Origin of the sequence: Commensalibacter papalotli (ex Botero et al. 2024), from assembly GCF_947179115.1 — a bacterium.
GTDB classification, from domain to species: domain Bacteria; phylum Pseudomonadota; class Alphaproteobacteria; order Acetobacterales; family Acetobacteraceae; genus Commensalibacter; species Commensalibacter papalotli.
In genome coordinates this window covers 344,501-358,408 of record NZ_CAMXCI010000001.1, presented here as the reverse complement: position 1 = coordinate 358,408, position 13,908 = coordinate 344,501, and the positions used below count along the sequence as shown (strand labels likewise).

Here is a 13,908-nt window from a genome sequence, read left to right as displayed (position 1 = left end):
TTTTTTAGTTACTACCCTGACCGATAATATTATTAACAGCTTTTTGGTTCACATCAACCTTACCTTCTTTATTAATAAAGATAACATAGCTATTGTAAATATCGTTACTTTCCGCCTGTTTTAAAGTATCTCTTAATGCATTATAAGAAGCTTGATCATCTTGAGGCTCTGGTTTTTTAATATTATCTAAAGTTGCTATATAAAAGCTATCTGGAGATTCAAGCATAGTCGTTTGCCCAATTTGCATCAAAAAAGCCTGTGCTTGTAATTCTGCAGGCAGGGTTTTTGATGGGTTAACACGAGAGAAAGATTCACTTTCTTTGGCTTGAAACTGCTGATTAACCAACTCTTTTACAGATTTCTGGCTATCTTGAGTTTGTTTGTATATTGCTGTTCCAGTAATATTCGCTTGTCTCTTGATATTTGCTTGTTGCCAAGCTTTAATGACACGATCTTTGGCTTGTTCAAAAGTTTGTTGATGTGCTGGATCAATATCTTCTACAAAAAAGGCGTAGTAAATATTATTATCCCCTTGAATTAAGGATGCTGGCGCATCTTTAGCTTTGGAGAAAACATTCCCAAGAATTGCTTGCTTTACTTTGTCATCAGAAGGAATAGGAGCAGGTTGTCCATCTAGATTTAATCCTTGTTCATTCAATGTTCCCCTGAGGGCTACAATACCTTTTCCACCAAGATATTTCACACCTTCATCATCCAATCTTCCCGTACTACCCGCCAACATATCTTGCGTTGATTTGATATTATCAACAAATTTTTGTTTAGCACGTGCTTGAGTAATTTGAGCTTTTAATTTGTCTTTTACTGTATCAAAAGCAACTTCGTGAGGTGGTATAATAGCAGTTACCTTAAATACACTCCATCCCATAGGGGTTTTAATTGGAGCAGAAATTATATTTAAAGGAGCTTTTTGAACAGCATCGGCTAATTCCGCAGAAGGAGACGTTTGATGAGTAAACTCGTTTAAAGTTGTTGCAAAACCATTTGCCTTTTGTGTTTCTTTTTGGATATTTTCCCAAGGTTCTTTGGTCCAAGACCCAGCAAGATCCTCTGCTGTTTTTTTATCTTTTACGGTTATAATTTCAAGATTTTTTGATTCTGGTTTATTAAATTCTTGTTTACGTGAATTAAAATATTGTTGTGCATCTGCGTCAGAGACCTCAATACTTTTCTCTACAGTTTCAGGAGTAAAAAAGATCATTCTAATACGTCTGAATTCTGGAACCGTAAATTCCCAAAGATGATTATCGTAATATCTTTTCAAAACAGCATCAGAAGGTGTAGCCTCGGCTTTAAACTGGCTAAATGGTAATTTTATATAAGTAAGCTTTCTTGTTTCATTACGAAAAGCAAAAATAGATTTCACCATAATATCAGAGGTCGTTGCACCAGCGGTGACGGGTTCTGTTAATCCTGAAATCGCAATTTGATTGCGTAAAATGTCCAAGAAAGCTGCTTCTGTCATATTTGTTTGTTTTACATAAACATTAAAAAGCTCTCTACTAAACTTACCATTGGTTTGAAACACAGGTAATGAAAAGATCAAGTTACGCAAAGTCTCATCAGATACACTTAATCCAGCATGCTCAGAAGCAGCAATTAAATTCTTTTGAATGATTAATTGTTGTAATGCTTGATTAACTAATGATCCCCTCATCACATTAGGAACTTGTGAAGGATCAGAAAATCCTTGTTGTGTCGCATATTGTTGAAGTTGCATTTTTGCTGCCGAATCTAGTTCTTGCATTGTCACTCTTTGACTGCCAACCCAAGCAACAACATTCCCATCTCTTTGAGACCAAGATTCAATAATGGTTTCAGCACCCCAACTGATAAATACAAGAAAAATAAGGCCAACTAAAATACGCCCTAACCAAGAATCAATAAGTAAATGTCTTAACCGAGACAACATGTAACGTAACCCAATAATTTAAATGCGAATAATTAACTTTTTAATATAAAGTAGCAATAACCTATATATGTCCAAGCTGCAAAAAAAATGTTATATCTTTTGAATTATATCAAAATATTTTATATTCTATGATACCATCATTCAATTATAAATCGAACTTTTATAATTTATTCATAATAATATTCATATATAGGGAGTATTTAACATGGTTAAACCAATAATTATTGGTAACTGGAAAATGAACGGCTTAACACAAGAGGCTGATCATATCGTCTCTTCTTTACTGGCCTATGCTGAAAAAAATAAAGATCTAGCACCTACTGTTATTTGTCCTCCCTTTACACAATTATATCATATTGGCAAACATCTTAAAAACACACCATTTGAACTGGGTGCTCAGGACTGTCATGTAGCTGAAAAAGGTGCTTATACAGGAAATATTTCCGCAGCAATGCTAAACGATATTGGTGTTAAATATGTTATTTTAGGTCACTCTGAACGTAGATCAGAATATAAAGAAAGCAATGCGTTAATTAATCAAAAAGCAACCGCAGCACAAAATGCAAATATATTACCTGTTGTTTGTATTGGTGAAACCAAGGAAGAAAGAGAATCTGGTCAATATAAAGAAGTTCTTGCTGAACAATTAAAAGGATCTCTACCTGAACATTTTGTTGGTTTAGTTGCATATGAACCTATTTGGGCAATTGGTACAGGAGTTACTGCGACAAATGAAGAAATCGCCGAAGTGATTCTCTTCATTCGTGAAAAACTTGTTGCTCAATACGGAGAAAATGGTAAAAAAACACTTATATTATATGGTGGATCAGTTAAGCCAAATAATGTAAAAGATATTTTTGCAACTTCTGAGCTTGGTGGTGTATTGGTTGGCGGGGTCAGTTTGATCCCAGAAGATTTTTTACAACTCCTTACAATCGCTCAAGATTTTACATAGTTTTTTAAATCTTCTTTCTTGACTGCTAGTGAAAGTATACAAAACACATGATGACTATTCTTCTATTCGTACAATTATTGGTCACTCTGGCTTTGATAGCTGTTGTTTTAATTCAACGCAGCGAAGGTGGGGGCTTGGGTATCGGAAGCAGTCAAGGAATGGGATCTTTTATGACTGGGCGTGGAACTACTAATTTATTAACACGCGCAACGGCGATATTGGCTTCAATTTTTATGATTTTATGCATCACCATAGCCGTTATGAATAAAGGTGGTGGTTCTAATAAAATTGACAGTATCCTTGATCAATCCCCAAAAACAACTCAGTCTCAACCAAAACCTGCACCTCAGACACAACCACAACAAAATGACAAAACGACACCAAATAAATAATTTTATTCAAAATTTATTAATTTTTTACTCTAGTTAGAACAATATAAAGAAGGCTATATGACGCGATTTGTGTTTATTACTGGTGGTGTAGTTTCCTCTTTGGGAAAAGGTATCGCCTCTGCAGCGCTGGCAAGTTTGTTGCAGGCGCGTGGTTATTCTGTTCGGTTAAGAAAGCTTGACCCTTATTTAAATGTTGATCCAGGCACAATGAGTCCTTATCAACATGGTGAAGTTTTTGTAACAGATGATGGTGCAGAAACCGACCTTGATCTGGGACATTATGAACGGTTTACAGGTGTTGATGGATCGCGTCATGATAATGCCACATCTGGACGTATTTATTCTGATGTAATGATGCGTGAAAGACGTGGGGATTATCTGGGGGCAACAGTTCAAGTTATTCCTCATATTACTAATGCAATTAAATCTGTTATTTTACAAGATGCAGATGCTGTTGATTTCATGTTAGTTGAAATTGGTGGAACCGTTGGTGATATTGAGAGTCTTCCTTTCCTAGAGGCAATTCGTCAATTGCGTAATGATCTAGGAAATGATCAAACACTATTCATGCATTTAACATTAGTGCCTTGGATCGCATCTGCGGGTGAATTAAAAACAAAGCCTACACAGCATTCTGTTAAAGAATTGCAAAATGTCGGTATTCAACCACAAATTCTATTATGCCGTTGTGATCGTGCTATTCCTAAACACGAACGTCAAAAAATTGCTAATTTCTGTAATGTTAGAACAGAATCTGTAGTTCCTGCATTAGATGTTGATACAATTTATGCATGTCCTATTGAGTATCACAAAGAGGGTTTAGATACAGAAGTTTTGCGTCATTTCAATCTGCCTTATGATAAAGAACCTGATTTAAGCAAATGGCATAAAATTGTTGATGCACTCAGGAATCCTGATAGTGAAGTAACAGTTTCAATTGTTGGTAAGTATACTGCTTTACTTGATAGCTATAAATCTTTGATAGAGGCTCTTTTACATGGTGGAATTGCTCATAAAGTCAAAGTAAAAATTAAATGGATCAAAGCTGAAGATCTAGAAGATGCACAAGATGTTGACAGCTTTTTTGAAAACACGAATGCAATTTTAGTTCCTGGTGGTTTTGGTGAGCGTGGAAGCGAAGGTAAAATCAAAGCTATTCGCTATGCACGTGAGAATAACATTCCATTCTTGGGTATCTGTTTTGGGATGCAAATGGCAGTCGTAGAATGTGCAAGAAATCTTGCTGGATTGCCTCGGGCTTCATCTTCTGAATTCGGTCCTACGGAAGAACCTTTGGTTGGGTTATTAACAGAATGGATTGATTCTGGACAAGTAAAGCGCCGTTATTCAGGGGATAATATGGGGGGTACCATGCGTCTTGGTGCTTATACTGCTGAGCTTACCCCAGGATCAAAAGTCGCAACTATGTATGGTAACACAACCATTCATGAACGCCATCGTCACCGTTATGAAGTCAATATTCACTATCAAGAACAAATTGAACGTGCTGGATTAAAATTCTCTGGTATGTCACCTGACAAAGTTTTACCTGAAGTCGTCGAATATGAGGATCATCCTTGGTTTATTGCTGTGCAATATCATCCAGAATTAAAATCCAAACCTTTCGCCCCTCATCCATTATTTTCTGGCTTTATTAAAGCTGCAATTGATCAGGAAAAATCTAAATGAATTTGAATAAATCAGTCCATGTTGGTTCTTTAACAATAGCAAACAACTTGCCATTTACTTTGATTGCAGGCCCATGTCAGATCGAATCTAAGGATCATGCATTAGAGACTGCACACCAATTAAAAGAAATATGTGCAAAACAACAAATTGGACTGATTTATAAAAGCTCTTTTGATAAGGCAAATCGTACCAGTATCCAAAAACAAAGAGGATTGGGAATAACAAAAGGTCTAGCTGTATTAAATGAGGTTAAAACTCAATTAGGACTACCGATTCTTACGGATGTGCACTCTGCTGAGCAATGCTCAGAGGTGGCTCTGGTTGCTGATATATTACAAATCCCTGCATTTTTATGCCGTCAAACCGATTTGTTAATTGCAGCTGCTAAAACAAACCGTGTTATCAATGTAAAAAAAGGCCAATTTCTTGCTCCTTGGGATATGAGAAATGTTGCTGATAAAATTGCATCTTCGGGCAATGATCAGATTTTACTTTGTGATCGTGGCACTTCTTTTGGATATAATACCTTAATAAGTGATATGCGTGGTTTACCCATCATGGCGCAAACAGGATATCCTGTTGTATTTGATGCAACTCATTCAGTACAGCAACCTGGTGGTATGGGTGATTCTTCTGGCGGGCAACGAGAATTTGTAGGTTACCTTGCAAAAGCCGCCATGGCTGTTGGAATTGCAGCTTTATTCATTGAAACCCATCAAGATCCCGATAATGCGCCAAGTGATGGTCCCAATATGATTAAACTTTGTGATGTCCCTGCCCTTTTAAACAAACTTAATCAAATTGATAAAATTACCAAGGCGCCCTAAAAACTATAGCACCTACTAAACAAAGTTGAATAACCAAGGTTGTAAGCCATCTAATGGATCTATAACCGATAGGTTGTTCAGTTTGCAAATAAGCGTTTCTTTCCAAAAACAATGTGGTTGCAAACCCGATAATTAATAAAAATAATGCAATTGCCCATTTTTGATTAGCTGTACATATAATTGCAAACTGTGCAAATAAGCAGGGAACAACTGCTATAAGTAACCTTTTTTTACTAATGTTATTCGTATCATTATCAAGCAAAATAACAGGTTTTTGCATTGCGAGAATCCAGTTTATTCCACCAATAAATGCAAGCATAATTGCTGCGTATCCTACAAAAGAAGGCTCCAATATTGGCAACGCAGTTTGTGGTGAATAAGACATCATCATAAAAGCCATAATCACCAAAGGGACTGGTGATAAAACCCCTAATAAAAAAAATATAAGAGGCATACGCTTCATTAAGATTCTCCTAAAACTACTATTATGACTCTAAAATAAATAAAGGGATATCTAGTAAAATAACATTTTCTTTACTATACTAATTTGTATTTAACAAAGTTCCTTTGCTAATACATATGCTTTTATATTGCTTTAACTTGAACTTTGGCAGTATTCTTAAGAAATGTGATTTTATTATCTAAAATATTTTTAAAACACTTAATATACGTTAGGATAGAAAATGAGTGCAATTGTTGACATCGTAGCACGTGAAATTCTTGATAGTCGTGGTACACCAACTATTGAAGTAGATGTAGAATTAGAATCTGGCGTGGTTGGTCGTGCTGCAGTTCCTTCTGGTGCATCAACTGGTGTTCATGAAGCGGTTGAACTACGTGATGGCGATAAAAATCGCTATTTTGGTAAAGGCGTTTTAAAAGCTGTTAATAACGTAAATAGTGAAATCTTAGAAGCAGTGGTTGGTATTGAATCTTTAGACCAAATGCTTGTTGATGAAGTTATGATCGAACTTGACGGAACACCAAATAAAGGTCGCTTGGGTGCGAATGCAACACTTGGCGTTTCAATGGCTGTAGCAAAAGCATCTGCTGATGAACTTGGCCTACCTTTATATCGTTACCTTGGTTCTCCCTACTCTCATGTATTACCTGTTCCAATGATGAATATCGTCAATGGCGGTAAACATGCAGATAATCCTATTGATATTCAAGAATTTATGATCGTTCCACATGGTGCATCTTCTATTGCTGAAGCAGTCAGAATGGGTTCAGAAATCTTCCATACTTTAAAAAATGATCTACATGCAGCTGGGTTAAACACCAGCGTTGGAGATGAAGGTGGATTTGCCCCAAACCTTAAATCTGCTCATGAAGCTTTGTCTTATATTATGAAAGCTATTGAAAAAGCCGGTTATAAAGCTGGTGAAGAAGTTTCATTAGCTTTGGATCTTGCATCATCCGAATTCTTTAAAGACGGTAAATATAACATGACAGGTGAAGGTAAAATCTTTACCTCTAGCCAAATGGTTGAATATATCGTTGGTCTTTGTAATGATTTCCCAATTATCTCTGCAGAAGATGGTCTTGCTGAAGATGATTGGCAAGGATGGTCAGAACTGACACAAAAACTTGGTAATAAAGTTCAATTAGTTGGTGATGATTTATTTGTAACAAATCCGGAAAGACTTGCAAAAGGTATCAAACAAGGCATTGCTAATTCATTGCTTGTTAAAGTTAACCAAATTGGTACATTAACAGAAACTTTCAGAGCTATGGAATTAGCTCATCGTCATGGTTATTCAACCGTTGTCAGCCATCGTTCTGGTGAAACAGAAGATTCAACTATTGCTGATATCGCTGTTGCAACTAATGCTGGTCAAATTAAAACAGGATCTTTATCCCGTTCAGATCGTATTGCTAAATATAATCAATTGATCAGAATTGAAGAAGATTTAGGTAATGCAGCAAGATATGCTGGTCGTAACGCATTTAAAGCATTAGAAATTTTATAGTCTTTTGCTTGACAAAGTCGGAAGTTATAGATTACTTCCGACTTTATCAATAATTTTTTCATAGGGTTTAGTGAATGCAATTTTTACATTTTGTTAAAAAAGCTATAAAAGCAACTATTCCCCCTGTTTTCTTTTTAAGCTTAACAGGTTTTTTTCTGTGGAACACAATGGATGGTGCTCATGGATTAAAAAGCTATTATGTACAACAAAAACTTTTGGTTGAAGCTCAACAAGCACAACAAGATGCTATTTCAGAGCAACAAGCTTGGGCTAGAAGGGTCGTTGGATTGAAAGAGGGTCGTTTAGACAAAGATTTATTAGATGAACGTACCCGTGTAATGCTGAGTTTCTCTCAAGAAAACGAAATTGTTATTCCTTATAAAGCTAACGATCATCTTTATTAAAGTTAGTGTTTATCGATTGAGCATAAAAAAAGCTGGAACAAAACTGCCCAGCCTTTCTTATTTGTTATTTCAATTAAGAAAAATTATTTAATTTTTGCTTCACGGAAAACAACGTGTTTACGAACAACTGGATCGTATTTCTTTAATTCCATTTTACCAGTATGTGCTCTGGCATTTTTTCTGGTTACATAGAAAAAACCGGTTTCAGCAGTTGAAAGTAATTTAATTTGAATTGTGTTACTTTTAGCCATTACATCCTCGTTTTGATCAGCTTATCTTCATATTAAAATATTGCTTTTATCTAAATGCTTACATTTTATCAAAAGATCAAGTTAATTCTTACAATCTTCCTATTTTCATGCAATTTTTTCAAATTATATCAAATAGTCAATCGTGGTTCCTGTTCTTTATACATCAAATTACTTAATAGTTCTAATAAAATAACGCAATTTCTTGGGAAAGTTGCGATATAAATTCAAGTGATAGTTTTTCCATATGTGGAATTTCGGTAATAACTTTGATTTTACCATGACGCTCTATAGCTTCTTTGTTTGCAGGATTGGGTTTTCCATTCAAAATTACGCCTGCAATTGGTATATGATATTTCCTTATAACCTCAAGAGTTAGTAATGTATGATTTAAAGTCCCAAGTTCAGTTCTGGCTACAATAATTACAGGTAAATTTATTTTCTTCATAAGCTGGATCATAAACTGATATTCAGCAATTGGTACTAATGCCCCCCCTGCGCCTTCAACAATATAAGGCTGATCGTGAAATGATAATGAAAGGTCCAATTGCTCAATATCTAATATAATATTTTCTCGCTTGGCAGCTTCTTCTGGCGAAAATGGCTCTTGAAGCTCTATCAAAGGGGTAATGACTTGCTGATCTGATAACATTGCAAGCTGCTGGACAGTTTTTGTATCCCCTTGATCACAATTTAATCCCGTTTGAATTGGCTTCCAATATTTAGCATTTAAAACTTTGGTTAAACATGCTGAAACAAAACTTTTTCCGACATCTGTATCTGTTCCCGTTACAAAAAAACCTTTGGCTGAAAAACGTTTAAAGTAACCAAAAGCAACCTGATAAGTTGTATATCCATAATCACTGTTGAATTTGATAATAACCTTGCGTAGTTGTCCCGCTGATAAGGAATGATGAGATGCCAAAGATGTATGCGCACCAATGCAACGTAGCTCTTTGATAAATTCAAGACCATCTGGAATAGAATCAATAATACTTTCGGTCTCCCAATAACCGCCACCAGTTAAAGTTGGCCAATAGGATTCTAACTTATCTAATTTGGGATAAGATTGAAGTGGACAAGAATAATCATAATGATCGTAGATGGCTCTCCACTCTTCAAAGCTTTCTTGAGCCAAAGTCGAACAAAGCAATACACCATTAGGGTTCAAAAAATCAGTTATTCTCTGTAAAGCACCTTTTAAATCTTCAAACCATTGAAATGCAAGGCTGGAGCAAATCAAATCAAAAGATTGATCAAGTTGGAGAGCTTCGCCGTCCATAATTTTAAACTGAACATTTGAATATTTTTTTTCAAACTTGGCTTTTGTTCGCTCAACCATCTTCGAAGAAATATCAGTAATTATAAATTTTGCTTTGGGAAATAACTCTAATAAATATTGTGTAAGTAATCCTGTTCCACAACCGATCTCAAGAATCGATAAAGGTTGGCTTGGGTCAAAATTAAGTTCCTTTATATAGGAAACCAATCGTTTCACTACTATTTTTTGAATTTTAGCTGATTGCTCATATGAATCAGCTTGATTAAAAGAGTGAATGATTTTTTGCTTATTATAATTCATTTGATATGAGGGTATTCCTGATGATTGAAGCGCATAATTCAGGTTTTTTTATTGGTAATATATGCGTTTTGTCTTCTACCCATTGAATGGGTTGATTTTTAAAAGAATGGCTTGTCATTTCCTTTGAAACAACAGGATCGTGATCCGAAGCAATAACCGTCAATCTATTCTGAATAGTTGATAAACATGATCGAAAATCATTCTTTTCTAGCCATTCAAGTCCTATTTTAAGCTGCTCTATATTCAAAATTAATGATGGTGTTTGATGATACTGACATTGTTCATAAAACTGAGATAAAACTGCCGAACTGTCTTTTTCAATATTTTTAGACATGCGCTGTAAAATACGTAAAGGAACACCGGAAGCGAAATCATCCGCTTTTGAAAAACGCAAGAAACCATTTATCGCGACATAATGATAGAATTTAAGAGGGAATTGTTTAAGTAGATATATAAACCCTAAAGAATGCCCTATGGCTATTATATTATCTTGATTTTCTTGAATTATTTGTAATGCTTTGTCAGATGTCACCTGATTGTCAAGATATCCCAGATCTATATAATCAATAGTAAAACCTTGAAATAAATTCGCAACAGGTTTCCAAAACTCTTTAGAAAATCCCCAACCATGTACAAATAATAAACGATATTTTGAACTCATCTGCTTTTCCATAAAGAGGGCTTTTGCTTGATCAATATATTAATTTTATCAAGTAGATATTCAATATCTTTTGACTGGTGAGCTGCACTTAGGGTTAAACGTAAACGACTGCTATGTGCAGGAACCGTTGGAGGACGAATAGGCATAACCCATAATTTTTCTTGTTTTAGTAATTTTGTAATCTCCAACGCATTTTCTGCTGAGCCTACAATCAAAGGTATAATTTGAGAAACCGTATCCCCTGTATTAATTCCCCACAAAGATAATTGCTGTTTTACATATTGCCACTGCTGTTTTAAATAAGCACGCTCTTTATCTAATAAAGGCATCAGCTCTAGTGAAGCAGCAATACTGCCATTAACTGCTGGGGGTAAAGAGGTTGTATGAATAAATCCAGAGCAAAAATTAACCAACCAATCACATAATGCTTTGGACCCTGCGATATATGCACCAAAGCTTCCCCAGGCTTTGCTGAAGGTACCCATTGTTAAATCAGCATAAGTTGGTGCCAACCCCTGCCCTTGCGCTCCTAGCACCCCTGTAGCATGTGCATCATCAAGAAACAAAAAAGCATGATGCTCATCGGCCAATCGTCTTAGGCTTTTTAAATCTGCTTGATCGCCATCCATACTAAAAATTGTTTCAGTAATAATTAATTTGCTGCCATCTAAATCTTTAAGAGAATCTAAACGTTGTTGAAGATGATTCATATCATTATGACGAAATCTGATTTGCTTGCCTTGACCTGCTTTACATCCATAATGCAAGCTTGCATGATTAAGCTTGTCCGTAATAACGTAAACAGGCTTTGGTAAATTTTCTATTAAACAAGCAATTACAGCAACATTTGCTTGCCAACCAGAAGCAAAGACCAGAGCGGCTTCGGTTCCTAAAAACTGGGCAAGTTGTGTTTCGATAGCTTGATGGCACGATGTATGTCCTGTAATCAACCGAGAAGCAGCAGAACCCGTGCCATATTTAGCAACACACTCTTGGCTTTTTTGTAGCAATTCTGGATGAAAAGACAGACCTAGATAATCATTACTGGAAAAATTAAGGTATTTCTGCCCTTGAACTTGGATTTGAACTGAGCTAGCCACGTCAATTGGTGTCAGCTTTCTGCGAAACCCTTCTTCTTCACGTTTTGATAAAGCTTCTTGAAAAAAATTGTCAAATTGATTCATAAAAAATAATCTGTTTGAGTTCACTATTAAATATCGTTAATTTTAATTTTCTATCCCTTCCTTTTATATGCAAAGAAAATGTCTGGTTCAATGCTTAAAAATATCTGGCTTCCTTATACTCAAATGCAAACTTGTAATAATCCTATCGTAGCTGAACTTACAAAGGGCTCCAAAATTACTTTACGTGATGGAACAGAACTCATTGACGGCATCGCCTCGTGGTGGACAGCCTGTCATGGCTATAACCATTCCTATATTGCCGAACAAGTCCAAAAACAGCTATATAAAATGCCTCATATTATGTTTGGAGGGATTATTCATGAACCTGCCATTAAATTATCAGCAAAGCTTGCCAGTTTATTGCCTGGTAATTTGAACAAAGTTTTCTTTACAGAATCAGGATCTGTTTCTGTTGAAGTTGCTATGAAAATGGCTATTCAATTTTGGTTAAACCAAAACCATTTAAAAAAAACCAAAATTCTCTCTTTTTATGGTGGCTATCATGGAGATACAATGGCAACCATGGCTGTTTGCGATCCTGATGAAGGAATGCACCAATTATTTCAAGGAATTTTACCCCATCAGCATATTATCGCGCTACCTAAAACCAAACAGCTACAACAAGAATTTATTGCTTTCCTTGAAAAACACCATCATGAAATCGCTGCTATTTTAATAGAGCCATTAGTTCAAGGGGCTGGAGGTATGTTAATTCATGACCCTGAATTACTGATGTTTTTACGTCAGCAAGCTGATCATTTTAATATTCTTCTTATTTTCGATGAAATTTTTACAGGTTTAGGACGCACAGGCAGCCTATTCGCATGTAACCAAGCAAATGTCGTGCCAGATATTATAACTTTGTCCAAAGCACTCAGTGGAGGCACTATGGCCTTGGCTGCCACTATTGCGAGAGAACATATTTTTAATGGTTTTTTATCTGATAAGGAAAATCATGCGTTGATGCATGGACCAACCTTTATGGCAAATCCCTTAGCCTGCGCCTGTGCTATTGCATCTTTAGAATTATTTGATCAATATGATTGGAAAAATAATGTTAAAAATATAGAGTTACAAATGACTGCCGAGTTAGAAGTATGTCGTAAACTCGATATTGTCAAAGATGTTCGGGTCAAAGGTGCCATTGGTGTTGTCGAGTTACATAAGATTAAAAATATTAATCTGTTAAAAAATAGATTACTAGACCATAAAGTATGGATCAGACCTTTTGGAGATATTATCTACTTAACCCCATCTTTTACCATTACAACTGCTGAGTTAACTAAGTTAACTCAGGCAATTGTTCATACATTATTTTATGGGTAAAATTTTAATTTGCGTTTTTCTGAGCTGGAGTATCGTCTCGTTGTGGCTCAGAAGATGTATTTTGTGTTTTGGCGGATTTTTCTGATTTGTGGGAATCTTTAATAACAGAAACTTTCCCAGTTGAGCTGATTACTGTACTAGTGCCATCTCCATTAGGTATAATAATAGGTTTATTATTCGTATCTTTTTCAATATATTTAGGAGCATGATCATCAATATGATCAGGCAAGATACCACCATTACTACTACCAAAACCACCTGATTTATTTATAGTAGCACCATTTTTAATTTGATTTTTTTCACCAGCGGTTAAATCCCCATCTTCTGGAAAATCAGATGGTAAAGTATGATTTGTGCCCTGTTCATGTTTTACAACATCCTCATCCGCACCGAATGCGTGGCTATAATCAGATAATGAAAAAGATTGTTCATCATTGGCAACATCACTTAATGTAGGCAATGCAGGCGGACGGGAGGGCCATATATTTCCACTTTGAGGAAGAATCGGAGTTGATGTTACCATTTGACCCCGAGCTTTCATCATATTTTCAGAATCTCCTTTTGGTGCTTCAGGGTTATCACTCCCAGGAAGCCTCACTGTATCATCTAAAAAACGATCAAACCCGGAGCAACCACTAAGTAATAACACCGTTGCCATAAGAGCAGCATGTCTGCGCATCCATAGCCTCCAACTCATAATTAAACCAAAACAGGTTGCAATTTGCCTTTAAAGCGAA

14 protein-coding genes are annotated in these 13,908 nt (G+C 35.8%); 7 read left to right on the top strand and 7 right to left on the bottom strand.

What is annotated here, in order from left to right; genetic code table 11:
* Positions 1-4 precede the first annotated feature (4 nt).
* Positions 5-1,930 (bottom strand): peptidylprolyl isomerase, encoded by a 1,926-nt coding sequence (locus tag QMN76_RS01655; RefSeq protein WP_282023045.1) that lies wholly within the window; start codon positions 1,928-1,930, stop codon positions 5-7.
* Between the two features lie 205 nt (positions 1,931-2,135).
* Between QMN76_RS01655 and tpiA the strand changes: the two genes are divergently transcribed.
* The 4 genes from tpiA to kdsA are packed head-to-tail and all read left to right on the top strand — an operon-like array spanning position 2,136 to position 5,793.
* Complete coding sequence (gene tpiA / locus QMN76_RS01650; protein WP_034337085.1) at positions 2,136-2,885, top strand: triose-phosphate isomerase; 750 nt, start codon at positions 2,136-2,138, stop codon at positions 2,883-2,885.
* 47 nt (positions 2,886-2,932) lie between these two features.
* Positions 2,933-3,277, top strand: coding sequence for a preprotein translocase subunit SecG (gene secG, locus QMN76_RS01645; protein WP_034337088.1), 345 nt, complete (start codon positions 2,933-2,935; stop codon positions 3,275-3,277).
* 57 nt (positions 3,278-3,334) lie between these two features.
* A complete protein-coding gene (locus tag QMN76_RS01640; RefSeq protein ID WP_034337091.1) occupies positions 3,335-4,966 on the top strand; it encodes a CTP synthase in 1,632 nt (543 codons plus the stop codon).
* Positions 4,963-5,793 carry a 3-deoxy-8-phosphooctulonate synthase gene (gene kdsA / locus QMN76_RS01635; RefSeq protein ID WP_282023046.1) on the top strand — a complete coding sequence of 277 codons (831 nt, stop codon included), beginning with the start codon at positions 4,963-4,965 and terminating at the stop codon, positions 5,791-5,793. The genes QMN76_RS01640 and kdsA overlap by 4 nt, the downstream gene beginning before the upstream one ends.
* Here kdsA and QMN76_RS01630 read toward each other — a convergent pair.
* On the bottom strand, positions 5,777-6,256 hold the full coding sequence (locus tag QMN76_RS01630) for a DUF3429 domain-containing protein (protein ID WP_282065643.1): 480 nt from the start codon (positions 6,254-6,256) through the stop codon (positions 5,777-5,779). The two genes, kdsA and QMN76_RS01630, sit on opposite strands and share 17 nt — an antisense overlap.
* 220 nt (positions 6,257-6,476) lie before the next feature.
* Between QMN76_RS01630 and eno the strand changes: the two genes are divergently transcribed.
* Both eno and QMN76_RS01620 read left to right on the top strand, forming a co-directional pair.
* Entirely contained in the window at positions 6,477-7,766 is a 1,290-nt protein-coding gene (eno, locus tag QMN76_RS01625) for a phosphopyruvate hydratase (protein ID WP_034337100.1), read from the top strand.
* Between the two features lie 74 nt (positions 7,767-7,840).
* On the top strand, positions 7,841-8,170 hold the full coding sequence (locus tag QMN76_RS01620; protein ID WP_282023048.1) for an FtsB family cell division protein: 330 nt from the start codon (positions 7,841-7,843) through the stop codon (positions 8,168-8,170).
* An 83-nt stretch (positions 8,171-8,253) separates the two neighbouring features.
* Here the strand turns inward: QMN76_RS01620 and rpmG are convergent, their stop codons facing one another.
* From rpmG to QMN76_RS01600, 4 genes are all read right to left on the bottom strand, one after another.
* Entirely contained in the window at positions 8,254-8,421 is a 168-nt protein-coding gene (gene rpmG / locus QMN76_RS01615; protein ID WP_008853818.1) for a 50S ribosomal protein L33, read from the bottom strand.
* A gap of 181 nt (positions 8,422-8,602) precedes the next feature.
* The gene (gene bioD / locus QMN76_RS01610) at positions 8,603-10,000 is read right to left on the bottom strand and encodes a dethiobiotin synthase (RefSeq protein ID WP_282065641.1); all 1,398 of its coding nucleotides are present in this window, start codon (positions 9,998-10,000) and stop codon (positions 8,603-8,605) included.
* The gene (locus QMN76_RS01605; protein WP_282023051.1) at positions 9,990-10,661 is read right to left on the bottom strand and encodes an alpha/beta fold hydrolase; all 672 of its coding nucleotides are present in this window, start codon (positions 10,659-10,661) and stop codon (positions 9,990-9,992) included. Before QMN76_RS01605 ends, bioD begins: the two co-directional genes overlap by 11 nt.
* Positions 10,658-11,845, bottom strand: a complete 1,188-nt coding sequence (locus QMN76_RS01600; RefSeq protein WP_282023052.1) for an aminotransferase class I/II-fold pyridoxal phosphate-dependent enzyme — start codon at positions 11,843-11,845, stop codon at positions 10,658-10,660. The genes QMN76_RS01605 and QMN76_RS01600 overlap by 4 nt, the downstream gene beginning before the upstream one ends.
* A 78-nt stretch (positions 11,846-11,923) precedes the next feature.
* On the opposite strand from QMN76_RS01600, the gene QMN76_RS01595 reads away from it, so the two are divergent.
* On the top strand, positions 11,924-13,171 hold the full coding sequence (locus QMN76_RS01595; RefSeq protein ID WP_282023053.1) for an adenosylmethionine--8-amino-7-oxononanoate transaminase: 1,248 nt from the start codon (positions 11,924-11,926) through the stop codon (positions 13,169-13,171).
* A gap of 4 nt (positions 13,172-13,175) precedes the next feature.
* On the opposite strand, the gene QMN76_RS01590 is transcribed toward QMN76_RS01595, so the two are convergent.
* Complete coding sequence (locus QMN76_RS01590) at positions 13,176-13,868, bottom strand: hypothetical protein (RefSeq protein WP_152534151.1); 693 nt, start codon at positions 13,866-13,868, stop codon at positions 13,176-13,178.
* Between the last annotated feature and the right edge of the window lie 40 nt (positions 13,869-13,908).

What these genes read in the sequence shown, in the direction of transcription:
- QMN76_RS01600 (WP_282023052.1), bottom strand. Translation starts at nt 11,845, where the DNA reads ATGAATCAATTTGACAATTTTTTTCAAGAAGCTTTATCAAAACGTGAA.
- kdsA (WP_282023046.1), top strand. Translation starts at nt 4,963, where the DNA reads ATGAATTTGAATAAATCAGTCCATGTTGGTTCTTTAACAATAGCAAAC.
- QMN76_RS01590 (WP_152534151.1), bottom strand. Translation starts at nt 13,868, where the DNA reads ATGAGTTGGAGGCTATGGATGCGCAGACATGCTGCTCTTATGGCAACG.
- QMN76_RS01605 (WP_282023051.1), bottom strand. Translation starts at nt 10,661, where the DNA reads ATGAGTTCAAAATATCGTTTATTATTTGTACATGGTTGGGGATTTTCT.
- bioD (WP_282065641.1), bottom strand. Translation starts at nt 10,000, where the DNA reads ATGAATTATAATAAGCAAAAAATCATTCACTCTTTTAATCAAGCTGAT.
- secG (WP_034337088.1), top strand. Translation starts at nt 2,933, where the DNA reads ATGATGACTATTCTTCTATTCGTACAATTATTGGTCACTCTGGCTTTG.
- eno (WP_034337100.1), top strand. Translation starts at nt 6,477, where the DNA reads ATGAGTGCAATTGTTGACATCGTAGCACGTGAAATTCTTGATAGTCGT.
- QMN76_RS01655 (WP_282023045.1), bottom strand. Translation starts at nt 1,930, where the DNA reads ATGTTGTCTCGGTTAAGACATTTACTTATTGATTCTTGGTTAGGGCGT.
- rpmG (WP_008853818.1), bottom strand. Translation starts at nt 8,421, where the DNA reads ATGGCTAAAAGTAACACAATTCAAATTAAATTACTTTCAACTGCTGAA.
- QMN76_RS01630 (WP_282065643.1), bottom strand. Translation starts at nt 6,256, where the DNA reads ATGAAGCGTATGCCTCTTATATTTTTTTTATTAGGGGTTTTATCACCA.
- tpiA (WP_034337085.1), top strand. Translation starts at nt 2,136, where the DNA reads ATGGTTAAACCAATAATTATTGGTAACTGGAAAATGAACGGCTTAACA.
- QMN76_RS01620 (WP_282023048.1), top strand. Translation starts at nt 7,841, where the DNA reads ATGCAATTTTTACATTTTGTTAAAAAAGCTATAAAAGCAACTATTCCC.
- QMN76_RS01640 (WP_034337091.1), top strand. Translation starts at nt 3,335, where the DNA reads ATGACGCGATTTGTGTTTATTACTGGTGGTGTAGTTTCCTCTTTGGGA.
- QMN76_RS01595 (WP_282023053.1), top strand. Translation starts at nt 11,924, where the DNA reads ATGTCTGGTTCAATGCTTAAAAATATCTGGCTTCCTTATACTCAAATG.